A 21808-nucleotide genomic window follows, 5' to 3' on the forward strand; every position below is an offset into this window, starting at 1 on the left:
GCCTCTGGTCTGGTCGGCGTAACCATTGGATCCTGTTTGCTCGGCATTGGCGCGGTAGAGTTCGTCCTACGATGGATGTGAGCGCTGGTCCTGCGTATCGCCTCCACAGGACCAGCGCCGAGGCTCACGGCGAGGGACATTCGTTCGCGAGCCAAGCTCATTACGCCACGTTGCCGAAGTCGCCGTGCACCAGAGCCGTTGTGTCTTTGGCGGCGAGCGCAATCCGCTCTTCAGCAAGCACGGTGACGAGGTTCCGGATGAAGTCGTCGTTCACCGTTCCCACCTCGACGCGAGCCGTCCAGCGGTCGTAGAGGGTTGCGGCAGCTCGCCAATCGCCGAGGAGGAAGGTGTCTTGCGCGATGGCCTGTGTCACAACTACCGGCAGACCAAAGACGCGCTGGTCGATGGAGGTGCCAGGCGCACCCATGATGTAGTTACCATCGGCATCTTTCATGAGCGTGATGCGGGTCCAATCGCTGGGGTGCATCACAATGCCGGTTGCCGGGTGCTCAGCCAGCGCGCCTTGCAGGATGGCGAGGCCCAGCGTGTCCAGCATGGTCGGGTCAGTGACGGGGAACGGCGCCGCGAAGTCAGTTGCCTGCGGGATAAGCCCCTCTAGGTTCTGACCAGTGCCGTCACCGTTGAGGATCTGCACCTCTTCCTTGAGCGCCAAGCCGTCAAGCAACTCGGTGTCGATGATGCCCATTAGTTGCGGCACGTCATCCAGCACCTGGCGCGAGGCCTTCGTCCAGTGAGCGATGACGCGGGCCGGCACGGTGTCCAGCCCGAACTGCATGTCGCTCTCTGGCTTCAGGGCGGTCTCTGCAACGGGAGCCGCGTTATTGGTGCGTCCCGTCTGTTTCAGCACCTCAACGGCGTTGCCGCTCATCTGCAGAACGGTTAGCAGGTCGCGAATGATTGGCCGGCGCTGCACCAGCGGAACGATATTCGGATCCCGATAAGCCTGGATCCCGGCGCCAACAGAGCCAGCCGCATTAGAGGTGGACGAGGTGAGGGTCGCCTTGGTCTCGAACTGGAAGCGGTCGTTGCGGGCGTTTCGCTGGGCAAAGTCCTTCAGACCATCCTGCTCGATGAACTTGGCGCCCAGGCTCTTCGGGGTGCTGTCGTAGCCGTCGCCACCACGGGGCCGAGCCATCTTCTGCTCGATCTCCATAAGGCGGGCATCGGTCGCCTCAAGCTTCTGCGTCGCCTTCTCGAGGATCGTACGCACTTGGTCTGTGTGCTCCTGGAAGAGCTGGGAAATAGCCTTGGTATCCATGTTCAAAGTCCTTTCAGCGCCAGCGTTGCGCGCTTGATGCGCTTGGCTAGCTCTTCGATGTCGGGGTTTGGTTCTTCGCCCTCGTCGTCGCTCAATGCCGACCAGCCGCCAGACAGGAGCTTTTTGACCGCCCGTCCGGGCAGGCCAGTTCCACGAAGGATGCTTTCAAGCTCGGCACGCGAGCCGAACGATTTGACGCTAGTGATCCCGGCCCTGCGCTGCGCAGGGATGGTTACAAGCGAGATCTCACGGAGATCGATCGCCTTGAGTGTCCGGGTGCCGTCGTCGTTGTAGGTGTAGCCGTCTGGGTAGATCCCGTAGCCGATGGAGAGGCCGCGCACATCCCCAGCCTTCACATGCGAGTGAGCGCGCTTGCCGGCGTCGGTTTCTAGGTTGAGTTTGCCGCGGACGAAGAGTCCCCGGGCGTCTTCCTTCGCCTCTGTCCATCGCCCGATAGGCTCGCGCATATCGTGGCCCCAGAGCATGACGGGGAGCGAGCCCTCCTGTGCATGCTGCGCTAGGGTTTTTGAATAGGCGCCTTGAGCGATTATGTCGCCGTAGCTGTCGGGCTCGCCACCGAAGTAGGAGGCATAACCCTCAATCGTTCCTTCTGCAGCCTTGTCGCCTGCAAGCTTCAATTCGAGCGCAGGAGAAGCGTGGAGATAGTTCTCATTCAAGTCGTGTTTGGTGAAAAGCCTAGTCATCGAGCACCTTCGGCAAGCATCAAAGCAAAGGACCGCGAGGATCCGTTTTGGCTCTGAGCAGCGCGCCAGGCGCATGCCGTAGAGGTGTCATTGGTGAGAGGCAGCGCGAAGCATACCGGCTCGATGACATCTCTATAACTAGCGTGGCGCGCTGCCGGTTTCAATGTTTGGGCTGGCTATCCACAGCGTCGGCACGCGCGCCGAGGTTTATGGCAAGCATGTACAGCTCGCGCCCGGTCTCCCGATCGCCTTGCACGTCAACGAGGCTGCCGACGCCGACAGACACGAAGCTGGTTGCAAGTTCTTTCGGATCGTGGCCGCGTGCCTCAAGGTTCATGCGGGTTTGCGTGAGCATGACCAGGAGATCGTCTCCGAGGCCAGCGCCCTTCCTGTCGAGCCGATCAGCGATATTGCGGAACTCGGCAGCCACCTTCTCAGGCCCTGCGAGATGGATCAGCGCTTGCAAGCCGGCCTCGATCATGGCCTCGGCAATGAGGTCGGGTCGCTCGCCGTTCACCTCCAAGAGGCTACCGGTGTTCTTGAACTCGCCAATGAGGCGGCGGAATGTCTGCTTGTTTTCGTTGTCCATGATTGTCCTCTGAAGTGTTTTTTCTACAGGTTTAGCGAAAGGGATTGGGGGGCACTGGTCCGGGATGTGAGGGTGGGCAAGATGTTCTGCCCCCCGGTAACAGCGGTAACGGTGGTAACTGTGAGCGGGACGGATCAGTCATCATCGTCCCCGTCATCGCGATATGACCGGTAACTGTTACCGGTGTGACCAGTGTTACTGGGGTATATGTACCGGCCGTACCCAGCCCGTTCGATCTCGCGGTCTGCCACCATCTTGAGGAGGAGCCGGCGAACGTTCCCATCCTTCATGCCGGCAGCTGCGGCCAGGTCTGTCGGGCCCATTGCGCAGCCGGCATCCTGCAGAACCTTCAGGATCGCATTGCGCTCTCCGGATCTCCGCACATCCTCAGCACCGCCAAGAACTGTCCACTGTCCGGTTGACCGATCGAACGAGACAGCGGTCTCTATCTCCTCGATGTCGCGCCCGCGGCCGTAGAGCGTCGTGCCTTGGCTATCCCGTGCAAGGACAAAGGTGGCATCTGCCGTGCCGCTCAGGCCTGTCGAGCCGCTCAGGCAGTCAAAGGGGTCTTCAGCTTCTGCTTTGCGGGTGTGGTGAACCACGATGATGGCAATGCCGTACTCCGCTGCGAGCGATTGCAGGCTTTCCAGCGACCGCACGTCATAATCGTAGATGCCCTCATTGTTCTTCTGTGCGGGGCGCACCTTGTTGAGCACGTCCACGATGATGAGGCGCGGGCTCGGCACACTCCGGATCCAGGCGCGGAGATCATCGATCAGCCCCTGGTCAAGTCGCTGGCAGGTCAGATCGATGAAGAGGCGCTCCGGCTTGTCGCCAGTCGGCAGGAGCTGATTGAGACGACGCTGCAGGCGCCGCTCATTGTCTTCGAGGGCGAGGTAGAGGACATCGCCCTCCTCGACCTCGACAGTACCGAGGGCATACCCACCGGTGGACACCGCGATGCTGCAGCCGAGCAGGAACCAAGACTTGCCGAGCTTAGGCTTGCCCCCGAAGAGCGTGAGCCCCTCGGCTATGTAGCCCGGAATGATATAGTGAACGTCGGGAAGCTCTTTCTCCATCAGGTCCGCTGCGGACATCTGGCCGAGCCGGCGACGGGGCGCGCGTTCGGTCGAGTGGGCTCGTTCAAGCTGCATGGCTTTGAGCCCCCTGGTTCATATCGCGAAGGTCCTTGCCAGTAGCTGCCGCAGCCTTGGTGCAGGCGACCAGACAGCGCAGGGCATAGAGGGATCCTGCGACGTTCCCAGCCTCCGCATACCGCGCAGCCATCTCTGCATGGAAAGCAGCGCCGGCCGCGGCAGCGGAGATCTCAAGCAGGAGCATTTCAGGGGTGCCGTGAGAGATGTGATCGCTCATCGCGCCACCTCCCAGCCGAAGATGCCGCCTGCATCATTGTAGCAAGGCAGCAACCGCACACTTGTCAGACAGTGGGCTTTGGCCCTAAGGTGAACGGAAGAAGTCTTTGCGGGCTTCCTGACCAGATTACCGCCGCTGCCTTGGGCTCCTACCCCCTCGGCGGCGGTTTTCTTTTGTACGGTCGCAGGCGGCTTGGACTGTGGGACAATCGCAATAAAAAGCATTGGAATTGCGTGGGAGTTTTTGTGTGTCCCACTCTTCGTAAGTCGTTGATTTCCTTGATCTGACTTGCCCCGGCCAGGGGCACCATTCCGGTTTTCACCCGCGTCGTCCGCACATGATGAGCAGCATCCCTTTATGTTGCTGCTCCCCTTTGCAGCTTTGTGTCATCCGGCATTCTCGCCACAGAACGCCCTCCTGGCAGGGTGGAATGCCGCAACGACATGCGCTTCGTATCACCCGTTGCTTCTCCCTCGCGATGCACTCGCCGAGGAAGGGAGGATCCGATGGAGCGCAGGTGCGGACCCCACCTTTAGATCCGACGCACTACCGCTTTAGGATTACCTCATCTTTAAACTTGCGAATGACATTCCCTTTCGAACAAATGGCCACGGCCGAAGAAAGATGCGGATTTTTAATCGGGGCGGCGCAGAACTGCGCCATGGGGGATTTTCGGCGCATATGATCGATTGCCTTCAAAGCCGTGAGGAGGGGCTTGTGATGGAAGCCGAAATCGAATTCGTTGCGCGTGCTCTCTATAATGCCGAGGATGATGCGCACGATTGGGACCGTGAACCTGAGATCATCAAGGACGAGTTCCGTCTTTATGCCCGCACGGCCCTGGAATTGCTTGCGGAGAAATGCAAATCCAAGACGTTCGACGCCCAGATCTTTGTATTTCCCTATGCCGCGTGACGAGAGCACTTCTCGGCGAAGTGGATCCGGCTCGCCGTCAAAGAATGCGTCAGAATGGAGAGGCGGTCACCCCGCATGTTGCTCTAACCCTCTGTGAAGCGCAGCCAAGATGTCATGTGAGAACGATTGAACGGCGAAGGCCCGCGGCCGATCGGCCGCGGGCCTCGCTTCTTCAATGCGCGTCCGTGAAGTGTGAATTCCTCAGCCTCGGCGCTCGATCACCGTGACGATCCGACGCGAGCTCGGTTCCACGATCACAATCTGATCGCGCACGACCACGTACTTGCATTCCGGCAGGCCGGACAGGATGCGCTCCACGTTGTCAGGGCAGTCGTACAAGGTCGTCACGGTCGTCGGAATGGTCGAGCCGACACTGACGCTGAAGGTCACATTTGTGAGCGGCTGAACATTCACGCTGCGGAACGACTCGGTGATCTGGGTCCGCTGCTCCGACGTCACATTGACGTTCGTAGAACTGGACGACGTGGTGCTGCCGGTCGTGTTGGCGGCTCCGCCCGGCTGGCTGGCGGTATTGCCGGTTGTGCTCGTCGTACCCCCGGTTCCGCCAGAGGCCGTACCGGATGCGTTACCGCGTGTCCCGCCGGACGTGCCGGATGAGGCGCTGTCGCTCGCACTGCCGGCGCCGCCCGAGGGAGCGCTCGTGCCGCTGGAAGCGGAGCCCGAGGTCGTTCCGCTCGACGTCCCGGAGGCAGCACCGCCTGCGCCACCACCGGAGCCGGAGGAGCCACCAGGAGTCGTGATCGTCGAGCCGCCCGACGCTCCGCCAGCAGCACCGCCGGAGCTGCTGCCACTTGAGCCGCCGCTCGTCTGGGCCATGGCCGCGACGCTCAAGGAAAGAGCCGCTGCCGCAACGGTTGCTGTCAAAATTGTCCGCATTGTAAGATCTCCCGTGAATAGAGCGCCCGCAAGAGCCCCCCTGCAATGCGTATCAACGAGATGTTTTCGGCAGAGTTCCACCCCTCTCTTTGGGTTATGAAGCGTACAGCTCCCGTTCATCTTCATGAACGTTTGTACGGCAACCTCATTTACTTTATGGCCCGAACAGACATCGGCTGACGAAGCTTAAGCTACGATGCCGATGAGGCAGCCTCGACTTGATCAGGGGCGATTGGAGGGTTGTAGGTTCTGCAATGAAAGCGGGGCAAAAGCCGCGACGACCTTCTCATAAACCGGTCGCTTGAATGGGATGATCAGTTCGGGAAGCTTATGCATCTCCTCCCAGCGCCATTCATCGAATTCAGGCCTGTGGCCGCCACCGCCGGGTTGATGAATGTTGATCTCGCTCTCGTCCCCTTCGAAGCGAAAGGCAAACCACTTCTGGTTCTGTCCGCGATAGCGTCCGCGCCAGGCACGACCTGCAACCATGGATGGGAGGTCGTAGGCATACCATTCCGGCGCTTCGGCTAGGAGGCTCACCGAACGGACACTCGTCTCCTCATGGAGTTCGCGCAGGGCAGCCTGGTAAGGCTCTTCGCCGGGATCGATTCCACCCTGCGGCATCTGCCAGGAATATCCGTCGGCGGCGGTATCGGTCTCAGAGCGACGCCGGCCGATAAAGACCAGACCGTCTTTATTGATCAGCATGACACCGACACAGGAGCGATAGGGCAGATCTTTTCTGGCCTGTGATCCTCTTGCGCTCCTCATCCGATTTTCACTCCCTCGATGACGCACCATGGTGCAATCGGTTCTTGATGATTGCCGACGCTGACGCATGGCTCCAAAGCTGGCAGAGAGAGTGCCGTTTCACTGCTCCTTGCACAAGCGTTTCCGCGTGGTTGTGGGAAGCGGAATGGAAAACGGGCCTGACGGTGTATTCCGCCAGGCCCGTTTGCACCATTGTTTCTCAAACGAAAGGACGAACCGCAATCAGTTGGGCGTCGTGGTCGTGTTGGCCGCCCCCTTGCGAACGCCATGCAGCAGGTCGTAAGCGGCAAGAAGCTGCTTGTCCTTGGCCGGATCCGGCGGAACGTAAGCGGAGGAACCGCCGCGCTCTTCCTTCTCGCCGCCATTCTGCAGGTGGCCACGCAGACCGGCCTCGCCCTTGGTCTCGTCCTTGCCCTTCAACTCGTCAGGAACCTCCTGCAACACCTCGATGTCGGGATCGATGCCTTTGGCCTGGATCGAGCGGCCGGACGGGGTGTAGTAGCGCGCCGTCGTCAGGCGCACCGCGCCATTGCCGCCGAGCGGGATGATAGTCTGCACGGAGCCCTTGCCGAAAGAGCGGGTTCCGAGAACCGTCGCACGCTTGTGGTCCTGCAAGGCGCCGGCCACGATCTCGGAAGCCGAGGCCGAACCGCCGTTGACGAGCACCACCAGTGGCTTGCCCTTGGCCAGGTCACCGACCTTGGCGCTGAAGCGTTGCGTATCCTCGGCATTCCGGCTGCGGGTCGAGACGATCTCGCCCCGGTCGAGGAAGGCATCCGAGACCATGATCGCTTGGTCAAGCAGGCCACCCGGGTTGTTGCGCAGGTCGATGACGAAGCCAGCCACCTTGTCGGCCCCGATATCGGTCGTGAGCTTCTCGATGCCGGAGCGAAGGCCCTCGAAGGTCTGCTCGTTGAACTGGGTCACACGCAGAACGCCGATGTCACCCTCGACGCGGGCGCGCACCGGACGGACCTTGATGGTCTCGCGCGTCAGCTTCACCACCACGGGATCCTTGGCTTCCTTGCGCTGGATCTTGAGGGTGACCGAGGAATTGACCGGGCCGCGCATCTTGTCGACGGCCTGGTTCAGGTTGAGGCCCTGAACGGGCTCGTCGTTGATGTGGGTGATGACGTCGTTGGCCAGGACGCCGGCCCTGGAGGCAGGCGTCTCGTCGATCGGCGTCACGACCTTGACGAGGCCTTCCTCCATGGTGACCTCGATGCCGAGACCGCCGAACTCGCCGCGGGTCTGCACCTGCATGTCGCGGAAGCTCTTGGCGTCCATATAGCTCGAATGCGGATCGAGGGAGGTCAGCATGCCGTTGATGGCCGATTCGACGAGCTTCGACTCTTCAGGCTTCTCGACGTAATCCGTTCGGACCTTCTCGAAGACATCTCCGAAAAGGCTCAGCTGACGATACGTGTCAGCCGAGGCGGCAACCGCGCTCATGCCCGACAGAAGGCTGGTCTGCGACACCATGGTCGCACTGCCCGCGCCAATGGCCGCACCGAGAATCAAGAGGGATAGTTTGCGCATTATCCGCGAACCTTTTCGCTTAGCGATTTTGCCCACCAGGGACCTGGGTCAATTGAACCGCCGTCTTTCCTGAACTCAACATAGAGGACGGGATTGTTCTTTTCTATGGCGGCGCCGATCAAACTCATGAGAGGAGCCTCCCCCATGGTCGCAACGGGTTCGCCTGCGAGCACGAACTGCCCGACATCGACATTGATGTGGTCCATACCGGCCAGGAGAATATAGTATCCCCCACCGGCATTGATGATCAAGAGTCGACCGTAAGATCGGAAGGGCCCGGCAAAGGACACCCATCCGTCGGTGGGTGATACCACACTCGCTTTGGGCCGTGTCGTGATCGAAATGCCACGCGTCGTTCCGCCATAGCCGTCCGGAGCCCCGAAATCCAAGGTCGTCTCGCCGCTGACCGGCCGCGGCAGGAGGCCCCGGGCTTCGGAAAACGGGATCTTCGGGGCCAACCGAGCCGGATCCCGGAAGGCGAGCTGGGCGAATTTCTCCCGGGTTTCGCGTTGCTGCGCTTCGGCAGCCTTGCGGGCCTCCTCGGCTGCGCGCTGCGCCCCTGCGATTTCCGCTTCCATGCGGTCGACCAGTTCCTTCAGCGTGCCCGCCTGACGAGCGAGTTCCTCGGCCTTCTGCCGCTCGGCGCCGGCATTGCGCTCAACCTCGGCGATGCGGCTCTGCCGGGCCGCCATGAGAGCCGCTAGGCGCTCCTGCTCCCGGTTGAGGGACGTCAGCTCACCATTCAGGGTCGCGCGGTCGGTGGTGATGGCCTCCTTGAGGCGTACGAGCTCGGCAAGGTCCGTTGTCAGAACCTCGGCCTCACCCCGCAGCTCCGGCAGAACGGCGCCCAGCATGATCGAAGCGCGGACCGCCTCAAGCATGTCCTCGGGCCTCACCAGAACGGCCGGAGGCGGGCGGCGGCCCATACGCTGCAGGGCAGCGAAGACCTCGATGATGACGCCACGGCGGCTTTGAAGGGAGCGGCGAATGGCCGCTTCGCTTGAGCTGAGGGTTTGAAGCCTCTGTTCCAGCCCCCGGATCCGGTCTTCGATGCCGCGCACCCGGCCGGCGGTGTCGATCAGGGCTGCATTGAGCTTGGCCCGGTCGGCCTTGACGTCCTCGATTTCGGCCTCGAGGCGCTTGCGTGCATCGGCATTGGCCGCAATGGCCTCTTCCAGGACCTTCAGGTCCTGCTGCCGTCTTGCCTTTTCCTCGGCCGTTTGTTCCGGGGCTGTCTGTGACGCGGACGCAGCAGGTCGCGGCTGAGCCCCGACAGGGCTCAGGCTGGCAGCAACCATCAATGCGGCAAAGCCAAAAGCCTTGCGTGAAAATAAGAACTTGAAGCGCGTCATCCGTCAGGAATCATCGTGGCCGGCGCGATGATACGGGTGTCCGGCTATGATTGTCAGGGCCCTATAGAGTTGCTCGGCCACGAGCGCCCGTACGATCTGGTGCGGCATAGTGAGCGCCCCGAAAGAGACGACGAGGTCGGCGCGCTGGCGGATCTTGGGATCGAGACCGTCGGGACCGCCGATCACACAGGCCACCCCGGAGCAGCCCTCATCGCGCCATTGCCTGATTCGCCCGGCGAAAGCCTCGCTGGACGGGCTCTTGCCGCGCTCGTCGAAGACGACCAGCACGGACGAGCCGGCCTTTTCGAGAAGGGCCGCAGCTTCTTCCGCGCGCCGGTCGTCCTCACGGCGTGCCCGGCTCTCGGTCAATTCGACGATGTCGAGCCCCGCCAAGCCCAAGGCACGGCCCATGCCCTCGACCCGCTGCTTGTAACGCTCGACAAGCTCACGCTCGGGGCCGCTCTTGAGACGGCCCACGGCCAGCAAGCTCAGTCGCACGTGTCTCGCCTTGTCATTTCAGTGCCGCATGATCCTGTTCGGGCAACCGGTTCTCGCTTGCCCGGATCATGCTTCAGCTGACGCGGTCCTGCGGACGGTCGGCGCCCCACATCTTCTCGAGGTTGTAGAAGCCACGGACCTCGGGACGGAAAACGTGGATCAGGACGTCGCCGGCATCAATCAGCACCCAATCGCAGGCAGGCAGGCCTTCGACGCGTGCATTTCCGAACCCCTTGTCCTTGAGGTCCTTGATCACGCGGTCGGCGATCGCGCCGACATGGCGGTCGGAGCGGCCCGATGTCACGATCATGGTGTCGGCAAGCGAGGTTTTTCCGGCCAGGTCGATCTCGACCGTGTTCTCGGCCTTCATATCCTCGAGGGAAGCCAGGGCAACGGCCCGGATGTCCTCATCGTGCGGAGCGTCCGCTCCGGAGAGAGGAGGAAGCGGGTTCTTGTCCGCTTCGACGGAAGATAGTCGGTTCAGGTTCAGACCCTTTCTCAGCAGCACTCGATGGTGCCGACCCTTAAGATAATGCGGGAGGACCCCATTTTTCAACGCCTTCCAGAGGGAGAAGTTCGTCTCATTTGGCGCAGCTTGGTAGATGATAAGTGGGATCGAGGCCCGTGCAGGAAGATCCAGGCGGGCGGTTCACGTCCCGGTAGGGCAAGAGCCTCGTTCTCGCCAATCCGATTGGCGGACAGAGCCGCGGCGGTTTTGGACCCGACTGCCTTCAGGGTCCAGCCGGGGCGGTCGATCACGGCCATCGGCATCATGCGGGCGATGCGCCGCCAGCCGCGCCAGCGGTGGAAGCTGGCCAGATTGTCCGCCCCCATGATCCACACGAAATGAACGCCCGGATAGCGCCGCTTGAGGTAGGCCAAGGTGTCCACCGTGTAGCGGGCCCCGATTTCCTCCTCGAAGGCCGTCACATCGATGCGGGGATCATCTGAAACCTGCCTGGCCTCTTCCACACGCATCGCGGTCGTCGCCAGTTCGCCAGTATCCTTCAAAGGATTCCCGGGGGTGACTATCCACCAAACCCGGTCGAGGCCGAGTCGCTTCAGGGCCATGAGGCTCACATGGCGGTGTCCGGCATGGGCCGGATTGAAGGACCCGCCGTAGAGTCCGATCCGCATGCCCGCGGCAGCCCGCGGCAGCCGGGTCAGGCCCGAGGGCCTGGTACGAAAACGGGAAGAGGCTGGCTTCACGGGCGCGTCTGGCCCGAGCCGCGGATGCGGTACTTGAACGACGTCAGCTGCTCCACCCCGACCGGTCCGCGGGCATGCATGCGTCCCGTAGCGATACCGATCTCGGCGCCGAACCCGAACTCGCCACCATCGGCAAACTGGGTCGAGGCGTTATGGAGAACGATGGCAGAGTCGACTTCGGCCAGGAAGCGCTCGGCGACCGCTTCATCACTCGTAACGATGGAATCGGTGTGATGAGAGCCGTAGGTCTCGATATGCGCAAGGGCGGCATCGAGGCCGTCGACGATACGGGCGGAGATGATGGCGTCGAGATATTCGGTGCGCCAATCCTCTTCCATGGCTGGCGTGACGCGAGAATCGGCCGCCTGCATGGCCTCGTCGCCGCGCACGGCGCAGCCCGCGTCGAGCAGCATGGAGACCAGGGGCTCGAGATGCGTCTCGACACAGGCCCGGTCCACCAGCAGTGTCTCGGCCGAACCGCAGACGCCGGTGCGGCGCATCTTGGCGTTCAGCACGATGGCCTTCGCCATCTCCAGATCGGCCCCGGCATGCACATAGACATGGTTGAGCCCTTCGAGATGCGCGAAGACCGGAACCCGTGCCTCCTCCTGGACCCGCGCCACGAGGCTCTTGCCTCCGCGGGGCACGATCACGTCGAGATTGCCGTCGAGTCCTGACAACATGGCCCCCACCGCAGCCCGGTCACGGGTCGGCACAAGGCGGATCGCATCGGCAGGCAGGCCCACCTGTTCCAGCCCGTCCCCCATTGCCTGCGCGATGGCAAGCGAGGAGCGGAAGCTTTCCGAACCGGCCCGCAAGATCGCGGCATTGCCCGCCTTAAGGCAGAGCGCTCCCGCATCGGCCGTTACGTTGGGACGGCTCTCGAAGATCACGCCGATCACGCCGAGCGGCGTTGCCACACGCTCGATCTGCAGGCCGTTGGGACGCTCGAACCGGGCGAGCACGCGTCCAACCGGATCAGGCAGCGCCGCGATGCTCTCGACGGCATCGGAGATCGCTTCGAGCCGCTCGGGGTTGAGGATGAGGCGGTCGACGAAGGCGCCGCTCTGCCCCTTGGCTCTCGCATCGGCCAGATCCTCGGCATTGGCGGCAAGGATCGCATCCGCCTGGGTCCTGATGCAGGCAGCCATGGCATGCAGCGCCGCATTCTTGTCCTCGGCACTCGCCAGCGCCACCCGCCGTGCTGCCACCCGAGCACGACGCCCGAGATCGGCCATGAGAGCCGGGACATCCGGATCTCCAACCGAAGCCGCACCTGAAGCGTTGAGGTGTTGAGGGAGCGATTGTGCGCCCAGGGCTTGAGTATCGTCCATGTCCAAGTTCCAGCCCCTGATCGCTTCGGGGGAAATACGCCGTTCAGAACCCATAGCACGCCCGGCAGCTCACGAGCCAAGCGCCCGATCTCGTCTGCCATGATGAAGACAGAGATCCGGATCGGAACCTCGGGCTGGCACTACAGATCCTGGCACGGACCTTTCTACCCGCCGCGCTTAAAGATCAAGGACTTCCTGTCCTATTACATCCAGCGCTTCGACACGGCAGAGATCAACAATTCCTTCTACAGGCTCCCGACCGAGCAGGCCGTAAGAGCGTGGCACGATTCCACGCCTAAAGGCTTTCTGTTCGCCTGGAAGGCTTCGCGCTTCATCACCCACATGAAGCGACTGAAGGGAATTGAGGAGAGCATCGACCTCGTCTTCGGCCGGATGAACGGCTTAAACGACAAATTCGGCCCAGTCCTGTTCCAGTTACCGCCCACCTTCAAGGCCGATGCCGACACCCGGGAGCGGGTGGCGCGTTGCCTGTCGCTGATCCCCGTGGGCAGGCGCTGCGCCTTCGAGTTCCGGCACCCCAGTTGGTACGAGGAATCCGCCTTCCGCATTCTGCGGGACCACAATGCGGCGCTCTGCGTTTCCGATCACGCGGACGCGCCTGCGCCCTGGCAAGCCACGGCGGATTTCGTCTATGTGCGTGCGCATGGCACCAACGGACGCTATGCGGGCAGCTACTCCGCCGAGACACTGCAGAATTGGGCGCGCCACATCGCCGATTGGCGGAAGAGCGGGCGCGGCGTCTACGTCTATTTCGATAACGACATCAAAAGCGCAGCTCCCGGCGACGCTCAAATACTGCTGCAACTCATGAACGACGATCAGTCGCTCAAAGCCATATCGTCCCGGTGAACCATCTCGGTTCTGCCAGGATAGCCGAGGATTCCCTCGATCTCGCGGCTCGGGCGGCCGATGATGCGCGCGGCATCCTCCGCGTCATAGGCCACGAGGCCCCGGCCGAGCACGCGGCTCTCGCTGCGGATCGTCACCGCATCGCCGCGATGGAAGGTGCCCTCGATCCGGCGGACGCCCACCGGCAGCAGGCTCGCGCCGCCCTGGAGAGCGAGCGCGGCGCCCTCGTCCACATAGAGCGTGCCGCGAGGCTCGAGCGCGCCCGCGATCCAGGTCTTGCGCGCGGTGGCGGGATTGGACGGCGTGAGGAACCAGGTGCAGCGCCCGCCCTCGGCAATGCGCTTCAGGGGATTCTTCGTCCGGCCATCGGCAATGATCATATGCGTCCCGCCTGAGGTGGCGATCTTGCCAGCCTCGACCTTGGTGCGCATGCCGCCCCGCGACAGCTCGGAGGCGGCCCCGCCGGCCATGGCCTCGATGGCCGGCGTGATGCGTTCGACCACCGGAATGTGCTCGGCATTCGGATCGGCCATGGGCGGTGCCGTATACAGACCGTCGATATCGGAGAAAAGGACCAGAAGATCGGCGCCAATCATGGTGGCGACGCGCGCGGCCAGGCGGTCGTTGTCGCCGTAGCGGATCTCCGAGGTCGCGACCGTGTCGTTCTCGTTGATCACGGGCACGGCCCGCATCTCGAGGAGCTTCAGGGTCGTCGCCCTGGCATTGAGATAACGCCGCCGCTGCTCCGTGTCGGCGAGCGTCACCAGGATCTGCCCCGCCGTGATGCCGTGATGAGCCAGCACTTCCGACCAGGTGCGGGCCAGTGCGATCTGGCCCACGGCTGCAGCCGCCTGACTTTCCTCGAGCCGCAACGGGCCAGAGGGGAGCCCCAGCACGGTGCGTCCCATGGCAATGGCGCCGGAGGAAACCACGAGAACGTCCGCGCCGTTGGCATGAAGATCCGCAATATCCTCGGCGAGTGCCGCGAGCCAAGCATGATTCAGCCGGCCGCGGACCCGATCAACCAGCAGCGCGGAGCCGACTTTCAGAACCACACGGCGGAATCGACTCAGTTCATGGCTCACGGATGCCACTCTTCCTGGGATCGTGCAGGCTCTTCCTCAGCCCTGGCCCGATCAATCACGGTGAGCAGTGCCTGCAGCACCTCCTGGACGCCCTGGCCCGAGGCGGAGGAAATCACATAGGGCGTCTGCTTGCAGGCTTTTTTCAGCTTCTTCAGCTGCTCCTTGAGCATCTCCCCGTCCAGGGCATCCGCCTTGGACAGAGCGACGATCTCGGGCTTGTCGGCGAGCCCATGGCCATAGGCCTCGATCTCGTGGCGGACGGTTTTGTACGCGTCTCCAGCATCCTCGCTCGTGCCATCGACCAGGTGCAGCAGCACACGGCAGCGTTCCACATGGCTCAAGAAGCGGTCCCCAAGGCCCACGCCCTCGGAGGCACCCTCGATCAGGCCTGGGATGTCGGCCAGCACGAACTCCCGGGAATAGGCGCGGACGACACCGAGGCCGGGATGGAGCGTGGTAAAGGGATAATCGGCGATCTTCGGCTTCGCCGCAGTCACTGCCGCCAGGAATGTGGATTTGCCCGCATTGGGAAGTCCGACGAGGCCGGCATCCGCGATCAGCTTGAGACGGAGGATGAGCGTGCGCTCCTCGCCCTCCTGGCCTGGATTGGCCCGGCGCGGGGCGCGGTTGGTCGAGGTGGTGAAATAGGCATTGCCGAAGCCGCCGTTGCCGCCCCTGGCCAGCAGCACCTTCTGGCCCACATGGGTCATGTCGGCGATGACGGTCTCGCCGTCCTCGTCCAGGATCTCGGTGCCAGCCGGAACTTTGAGAACGGCATCGGCCCCTTTGGCGCCGTGCCGGTTCTTGCCCATGCCGTGGCCGCCGGTCTTGGCCTTGAAATGCTGCTGATAGCGGTAGTCGATGAGGGTGTTCAACCCTTCGACGCATTCCGCCCATACGTCGCCACCGCGACCGCCATCGCCGCCGTCCGGCCCGCCGAACTCGATGAACTTTTCACGGCGGAAGGAGATGGCGCCGCCGCCGCCATTGCCGGAGCGAATATAGATCTTGGCTTGGTCGAGAAATTTCATAACCCGCATCCTTTACGGGACTGGAGCACTTTTCGCAAAACCGGATCAGGCTGTGCGGTTAAAAAATGCGACCGTCCATTCCAATTGTGCGGGAGCAACGCCGGCAAGAAAGAAGCGCTCCCGAAAGTATCCGGGAGCGCTCGGATCTCAGCAGGCGAGGGAGACCTCCCGGTCCACCTCGACCTCCACGGAGAGTGGCTCGCGCACGAAGCCGGTATGGCCCCATGCCTTCAGGCTCTCCCAGGTGCGCCTGTCGAGCCGGAAGTGATCCACCGGATAGAGGCCGCACCGGGCCGGCAGCTCGGAGAGCCCCGCGCCCTGATAGGCAAAGCCGCACTTCTCCAGCACGCGCCGGGATCCCGGGTTGATCACCCGGGCGCAGGCCGTGACCTCGTTCTCCTCGCCATAGGCGAAGAAGGCATCGATCAGCGCGCGCGCCGCCTCGGTGGCATAGCCCTTGCCCCAGTACGGGGTGCCGAGCCAATAGCCCAGGTCGGGCTTGCCCGTCTCCGGGCTCGGACCGATGCCGACCATGCCGATGAGGTTGTTTGGCTTGCCCTTCGGCGTGATGGCAAGCTGCAGGCCCTGGCCGTCCGCATTGGACCGCCGGGACTGGAAGATAAATCGCTCGGCATCGTCCGGGTGATACGGATGCGGAATTCGAGCCGTCATCTCCGCGACCGATTTCTCACCGGCAAGGCGTACGATGGCTTGGGCATCCGCAAGACGGGCCCAGCGCAGCCACAGGCCGCGGGTCTCGAGGCGGAAAACATCGTCACGGGTGAGGTCGGGAAACATCGTCTTGCTCCGATCCGTTGGGCCCTCCCTGGGCCCCAGAAATGACGAAGGGGAGGTGGACATCCCACCTCCCCTGTCGATTTCGGATCTGAGCTTGGCCTTTTGGGCCTGATTGGAGCTTTAGATCCGCCGGGTCGGTGTGATGCCGGCGGGAGCTCCTTCGTTTCGCTCTCGCCGTTTACTCTGCGGCCTCTTGGGCCGGTACGACCGATACAAAGGCTCGGCCTTGACGCGTAAGGAATCGGACTCGGCCATCGGCCGTGGCAAAGAGGGTGTGGTCTTTGCCCATGCCGACATTGGCGCCGGCATGCCATTTCGTGCCGCGCTGACGAATAATGATGTTGCCGGCGACAACCTGCTGGTCGCCGAATCTCTTGACGCCCAGACGACGGCCTGCCGAATCACGACCGTTGCGAGACGAACCGCCTGCTTTTTTGTGAGCCATGGGTTACTCCCGTGTTCCTGTGTAATGCCTACGCTTATTCAGCGGTGGCCGGCGCAGCTTCGTCAGCCGCAGCCTTGGTGGTCTTCTTGGTCGCAGCCTTCTTGGGCTTTTCGCCCCCGGCGAGTATCTCGGTGATCCGCACCACGGTGTAGTCCTGGCGATGCCCGCGCTTGCGACGCGAATTCTGGCGGCGGCGCTTCTTGAAGGAAATGACCTTCTCGCCGCGGGTGTGTTCCACCACCTCGCCTGCCACGGTCACGCCCTCGACGAGGGGGGCGCCTACCTGGGTCGAGCCATCGTTCGTGACCATGAGAACCTGGTCGAACGTAACGGCGGTGCCCGGCTCTCCTGCGAGCGTGGCGACGGTGATGACGTCGTTGGCGGCAACGCGATATTGCTTGCCGCCGGTCTTGATCACTGCGAACATCTTGATCCTCGTGTTCAAACCCAATTCTCAGCGGGGAAAGCCCCACCGGATTGGCTTTTTGGCAGTTTCCGGCTTCGTTTCACGGCAACACGAGGCTACCGCATGGATATGGGCAGGCACTCTTACCCGCTCATAGAGGAGGCCTACCTACGGACTGACCTCACGTTTGTCAATCAAAAACCTGATTATTGGCGCTTGAAGACCCGCCAAGCCCGTGATATCCACCCCGCCTCAACCAGCGGGCCGACGGCCTTCGCACCCCGGAGAGGTGGCAGAGTGGTTGAATGCACCGCACTCGAAATGCGGCATACGGGCAACCGTATCGGGAGTTCGAATCTCCCCCTCTCCGCCATTATCATGCGCTAAGTATCTGATATCTGTATAGAAATTACCTAGACCGCAGGGCTGACCCTAACATTAGCCCCAACATGGCGCGCGGCTTAATCTCTCAAACATCCAAACGAATCTCATCAGACGAACAGTCCGCTTACGGCCTTTGCGAAAAACCAGTCTACTTACGCCTCGTGCCATAACCAGACCTTCGGCACAGGAAGGCGCTTGGTGAGTGCCACGATTAGGGTTACAGGTCTCCGAAAGCAGCACAATCAGGACGCTCCGCCAACACACCTTGATTCAGGTGCCGCTGATATGTGATTTGGTGTGAACCAATGGCATATTGGAGGCCCATCAACGGCGCCTGGATGGACGCTGAATAGGTATAGTAGAATGGGCAATTTTTCCAAAGCCACCGAGTATTTCCGGGCTTTTCGTGAAAGTCACTTGCAAGACTATTTTGATGTGATGAGACACTACAATGTGAGCCACACTTCGGGATACCATCCGTTCCCAGGCTCCGACCTTGTTGTGCAGACAATTCGTGACATCTATTACAATCTGGAGGAGACCTATGCTGACCTCTCTGTTCCCAGTGGTTTTGTCACGCCTGACGCCTTAGTGCAAAGCTGGAACGGTTTCAGGGGATTGCTTGAACGCAAAAACGGGGAACTCGCGCAGATTCGCCAGAAACTTATAGAGACCGAGAAGAAAAAGCAGTCCCAAAGAGGCTACGGGATCGCCGAGTGGAATGATTTGGATTATCTACCCGAGCCCCTCATACAGGCTAAAAAGGTCTGTCAGGAAACTTTAGCCGCGGTAACCTACACAATTGAATTGTATAATGGTATGCAGACCCGGACAGAATCTGAAAAATCCATAGCCGAAGAGAATATTATCAAGATACTTCAGAGATTTCATAGGTTTTATCTTCAGATTAAGAAACGTCATGCAGGTCGACAGTCCATCCAAATTGATGACGAATACGACGTTCAAGACATACTACATGCGATACTGCGCCTTGAATTCGATGATATCAGAGAGGAAGAATATACCCCCTCATACGCAGGGGGGTCCTCCCGAGTAGATTTTTTAATCAAAGCCTCACTTATTGCTATTGAAGTCAAGAAGACAAGATCTTCGCTAAAAAGCAAACAAGTGGGAGAAGAATTGATTATAGACATCGCCCGATACAAGTCGCATCCGAGCGTTAAAACTCTGATATGCTTTGTGTATGATCCCGAACACTACATAAATAACCCGCATGGAATCGAAAATGACCTAAGCAAGAGTCATGACGATCTTTCTGTTAGGGTGATTATCAGTCCAAAGCCGTAATGCCTAGCTTGTACCTTGGCGGCACAATTGCTTCTGATCCGGCAGGAGATGCACCAAGAGCAGCCTAACACGCCTAGAATCATACCTTCTGCCACAGCTTGGCTCGCTGTCTAAAGGAGATTATTCTCGTTGTAACTGTCTTCGGCTGTCGCAGATATGGCTTGCCATGTTATAGGCGCGTCTCTGTAACGATGATACGGAGCGAGGCGGTTGAAGGCGCAGATACAAGCTAACTATGAGAAGCGGCTCCGGAGTTATGCCTCGCTTATCCACGGGAACGAACCGCCAGGCATGGTCGCAAAGCTGGCAACCTACTCGTCCCTAGTGAAGCAGCATGCCCTGCATGGAGACAGGCTCTGGCAGATCGAGCCCCTACTCTATCCGCTCATTCGAGCGGTCGAGGTCGATCTCCATCTCGCGACGGCAAAGCTACTCGAGAAGCCGCAGCGCAGCGAGCGTAGCTTATTCTCATTTCTCAGCTTCTGCCTGACGAACCGGACGAACATCTCCTGGAGAACGGGCTCGCCGCCGGAGGATCTAATCCAACGGCAGCTCGATGACTTAGAAGCCCACCGTGCAACGATTACAACGATCATGGCGCGGAGGGACAAGTTCTTTGCCCATCTCGATAAGCGGTACTTCGCTGATCCAAGTTCGGTCTATTCGGACTTCCCGTTGGACGAGACGGCGGTAATCGCACTGGTGAACTGCGTCATTAAGATCGTCTCGGAACATCAAGTCAGCCTGAACGGCGCCGTCAACTTCCATCTCGGCGAATTCTATCACATCGCGGTCGACAACATGGTGCGTAATCTTGAGACCGGACGTAAGGTGAATTGTCTAGGCCAACTCAATTAACATATGGGGGCATTCTCGACATCGTCCGATAGCCTCGACAATGAATTTGAATGCATAGTAGGAGCGATCACTCCCAAGCCAACAGTTGCGTTATGGGAGGGAGCGGGGCTTTAGCGTATGGCTGTAACTGAAGAAATCTACGAACTTGTGCGGCTCCTGGATGAAGAGGGCTTTGGCCAACTAGCTGGTGAACTCTTGTCTGATCTTAATGTCGGCCGCCTCGAAACGGAGCACGAAGATGGTCGCTCGGATCCCGAGATTGATTCCGACGAAGATGACGATAGGCCGAGCCCCTCAGTTCCCTTCGAACCAGACGAGCAACTGCCCGAGGCAGTAAGGTTTCTCCACCTGCGTTTGGTTGAACCAGCACGCCGTCTCGTCGAGGCTGAACGCATTGCGGCAGAATTGAGTGGGTACGCCGAAGTCAGAATTCGCTTCGGTGACGAAGATCAAGTCAGCGGAGATCAAGAAGGTCTGCGAGCTCCACCAGGTGATGACTCATTGGTGAACGCACTCGAAAAGGCCGTTAATCGATTGATAAACCCAGCACACTGAGAACTTACCTAATGGCTCTTGATCCGACGCTGGTCACAGAACTTCGTACGATTTTGAGGAACTTCCGTGCCGCGCATGGACCTGCGGCCGTCCCTACAGGCGCAGGAAAGGCACTTGAGGCTTGGTTGTTGATGAAACTTGCACGAGAGGCGCAGGCATCAGGCAAGTGGGATGTTGAACTCTGCGATGGCGCTGGGAACCCGATTGCGGCGGGCAATGCATTCGTCATTCGCAGCAACCCGGGAGGAATAGCAGCGAGTGCGCCGAGTGCCCCCGGCTTCGTACGTCTGAAGGCATCCCACACAAACTGGAAGCTTTGGCTTCGAGGCCATCATTGTCATCTTGAACTTCATGGTAGCCTACAGTGGATCGGCCGCAGTAATGCCAAGCATGAGTGCGACATCTCCGTGCTACCAGCAGTAATCGGAGATGCCATCCGGGGAACAGGTGGTGGACGACCAAGCGGGCTGCCGGTGGTTGCTATCGAGTGCAAGGACAAAGTTAGCCATGGCACGCCCGACGAGATGCGACAGACTTTAGCGCGGCTGTTTGATCTTGCCCATGTGAGCCAGACAATGCTCGGCGGGTATCATCGCATCTTCCACGCTGCTTCTATGACGAGCTGGGGCCGACGTAGTTCGGCCTACCGTTCCTACTTCGCCAGTGGCCATTTCGGTATTGTTCGGGTCGGAGCATTCCAACGCAGCGCTACTCGCATGGCGCAACATTACTACATTGGGCGGTATTTCGACATCTACGACCCAGCCAAGGTTACGGTAACGCAAGTAGCGTCGCGCTTCCTTGACGTAATAGGATCAGTGGCGAAAATGGCTTGAGCATCAACCCAGCTACTGACTGGATGTGCGAACAATTATAAGAGGTGCCACCCGTCGCTTTAGGTGATGTGCGGGAACGGCGCCTACGATCCTACAGAAGTCCTCATCTTACATAAAGTTGCATGCGGAGCGCCGCATCCTGGAGATTGTGAGTGCGCTTCGGCGCAGAGAAGCTCGGTATCTTGAGGGAAGGAACCTGACGAGCCGGCGTGCTTTCTGTGAAAGTGAACTAAAGCAGGAGTTTGGACATGGACTATATTTTCCAAATTCAACTCCCAAATATGAAGCCTATGTGAGAGCGCGGTGGACAGGCTTTCACCCGAAGCCCGCAGCCGAAACATGGCAAAGATATGCGGGAAAAACACTAAACCCGAGCTGTGGGTCCGTAGGATGCTGCACCGGTTGGGATACCGGTATCGCATTCATGCGCGGGGACTTCCTGGGCGACCTGACATTGTGTTCCCGGCTCGGCAAAAGGTCATCTTTGTTCACGGATGCTTTTGGCACCGGCATATGAACTGCCGGTATTCCTATCATCCTAAATCACGCATAGAGTTCTGGACTGAAAAATTTGCCAAGAACATCCAGCGTGATCGCGAAGCGGCGGCGAAGCTCAAGGACGCAGGCTGGGAGGTACTGGTGGTCTGGGAATGCGATATCAGAGAGCGGCCCGCAGCAGTCGAAAGGCAGCTGACCGCTTTCCTCGGATCTCCGCGCCGGGCTACGGAGTCTAAAGGTTAGCTGTCCAGCAGCCCCTGATGCTCGCCTCCG

At 60.6% G+C, this 21808-nt stretch carries 25 protein-coding genes and 1 tRNA gene; 8 read left to right on the forward strand and 18 right to left on the reverse strand.

The features are described from left to right. Nucleotides 1–160: 160 nt before the first annotated feature. From KHP60_RS04520 to KHP60_RS04540, 5 genes are all read right to left on the reverse strand, one after another. Complete coding sequence (locus KHP60_RS04520; RefSeq protein ID WP_213562388.1) at nucleotides 161–1279, reverse strand: phage major capsid protein; 1119 nt, start codon at nucleotides 1277–1279, stop codon at nucleotides 161–163. A 2-nt stretch (nucleotides 1280–1281) separates the two neighbouring features. Then, nucleotides 1282–1956 carry an HK97 family phage prohead protease gene (locus tag KHP60_RS04525; RefSeq protein ID WP_249688513.1) on the reverse strand — a complete coding sequence of 225 codons (675 nt, stop codon included), beginning with the start codon at nucleotides 1954–1956 and terminating at the stop codon, nucleotides 1282–1284. A 187-nt stretch (nucleotides 1957–2143) separates the two neighbouring features. Beyond that, on the reverse strand, nucleotides 2144–2572 hold the full coding sequence (locus KHP60_RS04530) for a hypothetical protein (RefSeq protein ID WP_213562390.1): 429 nt from the start codon (nucleotides 2570–2572) through the stop codon (nucleotides 2144–2146). A gap of 134 nt (nucleotides 2573–2706) precedes the next feature. Then, nucleotides 2707–3726 (reverse strand): AAA family ATPase, encoded by a 1020-nt coding sequence (locus KHP60_RS04535; protein WP_213562391.1) that lies wholly within the window; start codon nucleotides 3724–3726, stop codon nucleotides 2707–2709. Beyond that, nucleotides 3716–3946, reverse strand: coding sequence for a hypothetical protein (locus KHP60_RS04540; protein ID WP_213562392.1), 231 nt, complete (start codon nucleotides 3944–3946; stop codon nucleotides 3716–3718). Before KHP60_RS04540 ends, KHP60_RS04535 begins: the two co-directional genes overlap by 11 nt. A gap of 720 nt (nucleotides 3947–4666) precedes the next feature. On the opposite strand from KHP60_RS04540, the gene KHP60_RS04545 reads away from it, so the two are divergent. Continuing rightward, nucleotides 4667–4861, forward strand: coding sequence for a hypothetical protein (locus KHP60_RS04545; RefSeq protein WP_213562393.1), 195 nt, complete (start codon nucleotides 4667–4669; stop codon nucleotides 4859–4861). 201 nt (nucleotides 4862–5062) lie between these two features. Here KHP60_RS04545 and KHP60_RS04550 read toward each other — a convergent pair whose 3' ends face one another. From KHP60_RS04550 to KHP60_RS04585, 8 genes are all read right to left on the reverse strand, one after another. Continuing rightward, nucleotides 5063–5758 (reverse strand): DUF1236 domain-containing protein, encoded by a 696-nt coding sequence (locus KHP60_RS04550; RefSeq protein WP_213562394.1) that lies wholly within the window; start codon nucleotides 5756–5758, stop codon nucleotides 5063–5065. 222 nt (nucleotides 5759–5980) lie between these two features. After that, nucleotides 5981–6529 carry an RNA pyrophosphohydrolase gene (locus KHP60_RS04555; protein WP_213562597.1) on the reverse strand — a complete coding sequence of 183 codons (549 nt, stop codon included), beginning with the start codon at nucleotides 6527–6529 and terminating at the stop codon, nucleotides 5981–5983. A 222-nt stretch (nucleotides 6530–6751) separates the two neighbouring features. Further along, nucleotides 6752–8068 (reverse strand): S41 family peptidase, encoded by a 1317-nt coding sequence (locus KHP60_RS04560; RefSeq protein WP_213562395.1) that lies wholly within the window; start codon nucleotides 8066–8068, stop codon nucleotides 6752–6754. Beyond that, the gene (locus KHP60_RS04565) at nucleotides 8068–9420 is read right to left on the reverse strand and encodes a murein hydrolase activator EnvC (protein ID WP_213562396.1); all 1353 of its coding nucleotides are present in this window, start codon (nucleotides 9418–9420) and stop codon (nucleotides 8068–8070) included. The genes KHP60_RS04560 and KHP60_RS04565 overlap by 1 nt, the downstream gene beginning before the upstream one ends. Before the next feature lie 3 nt (nucleotides 9421–9423). Beyond that, a complete protein-coding gene (rlmH, locus tag KHP60_RS04570) occupies nucleotides 9424–9918 on the reverse strand; it encodes a 23S rRNA (pseudouridine(1915)-N(3))-methyltransferase RlmH (protein WP_213562397.1) in 495 nt (164 codons plus the stop codon). Between the two features lie 73 nt (nucleotides 9919–9991). Next, a complete protein-coding gene (gene rsfS, locus KHP60_RS04575) occupies nucleotides 9992–10321 on the reverse strand; it encodes a ribosome silencing factor (RefSeq protein ID WP_262271441.1) in 330 nt (109 codons plus the stop codon). A 149-nt stretch (nucleotides 10322–10470) separates the two neighbouring features. Next, nucleotides 10471–11127, reverse strand: coding sequence for a nicotinate-nucleotide adenylyltransferase (locus KHP60_RS04580; protein ID WP_213562398.1), 657 nt, complete (start codon nucleotides 11125–11127; stop codon nucleotides 10471–10473). Beyond that, complete coding sequence (locus KHP60_RS04585; RefSeq protein ID WP_213562599.1) at nucleotides 11124–12365, reverse strand: glutamate-5-semialdehyde dehydrogenase; 1242 nt, start codon at nucleotides 12363–12365, stop codon at nucleotides 11124–11126. Before KHP60_RS04585 ends, KHP60_RS04580 begins: the two co-directional genes overlap by 4 nt. Nucleotides 12366–12560: 195 nt before the next feature. Here KHP60_RS04585 and KHP60_RS04590 point away from each other — a divergent pair, with 195 nt between their 5' ends. After that, the gene (locus KHP60_RS04590) at nucleotides 12561–13331 is read left to right on the forward strand and encodes a DUF72 domain-containing protein (RefSeq protein ID WP_249688514.1); all 771 of its coding nucleotides are present in this window, start codon (nucleotides 12561–12563) and stop codon (nucleotides 13329–13331) included. Here the strand turns inward: KHP60_RS04590 and proB are convergent. The 5 genes from proB to rplU form a co-directional block, all read right to left on the reverse strand. After that, the gene (gene proB / locus KHP60_RS04595) at nucleotides 13301–14416 is read right to left on the reverse strand and encodes a glutamate 5-kinase (RefSeq protein WP_213562399.1); all 1116 of its coding nucleotides are present in this window, start codon (nucleotides 14414–14416) and stop codon (nucleotides 13301–13303) included. The two genes, KHP60_RS04590 and proB, sit on opposite strands and share 31 nt — an antisense overlap. After that, a complete protein-coding gene (obgE, locus tag KHP60_RS04600; RefSeq protein ID WP_213562400.1) occupies nucleotides 14413–15447 on the reverse strand; it encodes a GTPase ObgE in 1035 nt (344 codons plus the stop codon). Before obgE ends, proB begins: the two co-directional genes overlap by 4 nt. 147 nt (nucleotides 15448–15594) lie before the next feature. Then, nucleotides 15595–16245 carry a GNAT family N-acetyltransferase gene (locus tag KHP60_RS04605; protein WP_213562401.1) on the reverse strand — a complete coding sequence of 217 codons (651 nt, stop codon included), beginning with the start codon at nucleotides 16243–16245 and terminating at the stop codon, nucleotides 15595–15597. Between the two features lie 178 nt (nucleotides 16246–16423). Further along, nucleotides 16424–16690 carry a 50S ribosomal protein L27 gene (gene rpmA, locus KHP60_RS04610; RefSeq protein WP_152710638.1) on the reverse strand — a complete coding sequence of 89 codons (267 nt, stop codon included), beginning with the start codon at nucleotides 16688–16690 and terminating at the stop codon, nucleotides 16424–16426. 34 nt (nucleotides 16691–16724) lie between these two features. After that, nucleotides 16725–17117 (reverse strand): 50S ribosomal protein L21, encoded by a 393-nt coding sequence (gene rplU, locus KHP60_RS04615; RefSeq protein WP_213562402.1) that lies wholly within the window; start codon nucleotides 17115–17117, stop codon nucleotides 16725–16727. 262 nt (nucleotides 17118–17379) lie between these two features. Here rplU and KHP60_RS04620 point away from each other — a divergent pair. The 6 genes from KHP60_RS04620 (at nucleotide 17380) to KHP60_RS04645 (ending at nucleotide 21778) form a co-directional block, all read left to right on the forward strand. Continuing rightward, a tRNA-Ser gene (locus KHP60_RS04620) sits at nucleotides 17380–17469 on the forward strand. 464 nt (nucleotides 17470–17933) lie between these two features. Continuing rightward, the gene (locus KHP60_RS25625) at nucleotides 17934–18788 is read left to right on the forward strand and encodes a hypothetical protein (RefSeq protein ID WP_213562403.1); all 855 of its coding nucleotides are present in this window, start codon (nucleotides 17934–17936) and stop codon (nucleotides 18786–18788) included. A gap of 291 nt (nucleotides 18789–19079) precedes the next feature. Then, the gene (locus KHP60_RS04630; protein WP_213562404.1) at nucleotides 19080–19646 is read left to right on the forward strand and encodes a hypothetical protein; all 567 of its coding nucleotides are present in this window, start codon (nucleotides 19080–19082) and stop codon (nucleotides 19644–19646) included. A 117-nt stretch (nucleotides 19647–19763) separates the two neighbouring features. After that, nucleotides 19764–20201 carry a hypothetical protein gene (locus KHP60_RS04635; RefSeq protein WP_213562405.1) on the forward strand — a complete coding sequence of 146 codons (438 nt, stop codon included), beginning with the start codon at nucleotides 19764–19766 and terminating at the stop codon, nucleotides 20199–20201. Between the two features lie 11 nt (nucleotides 20202–20212). Then, nucleotides 20213–21037: a hypothetical protein gene (locus tag KHP60_RS04640; protein ID WP_213562406.1), complete on the forward strand. Its 825-nt coding sequence runs from the start codon at nucleotides 20213–20215 to the stop codon at nucleotides 21035–21037. A 303-nt stretch (nucleotides 21038–21340) separates the two neighbouring features. Beyond that, nucleotides 21341–21778 (forward strand): very short patch repair endonuclease, encoded by a 438-nt coding sequence (locus tag KHP60_RS04645; protein ID WP_311924652.1) that lies wholly within the window; start codon nucleotides 21341–21343, stop codon nucleotides 21776–21778. Nucleotides 21779–21808 lie beyond the last annotated feature (30 nt).

Origin of the sequence: Microvirga sp. 3-52 (assembly GCF_018383585.1) — a bacterium.
GTDB lineage: Bacteria > Pseudomonadota > Alphaproteobacteria > Rhizobiales > Beijerinckiaceae > Microvirga.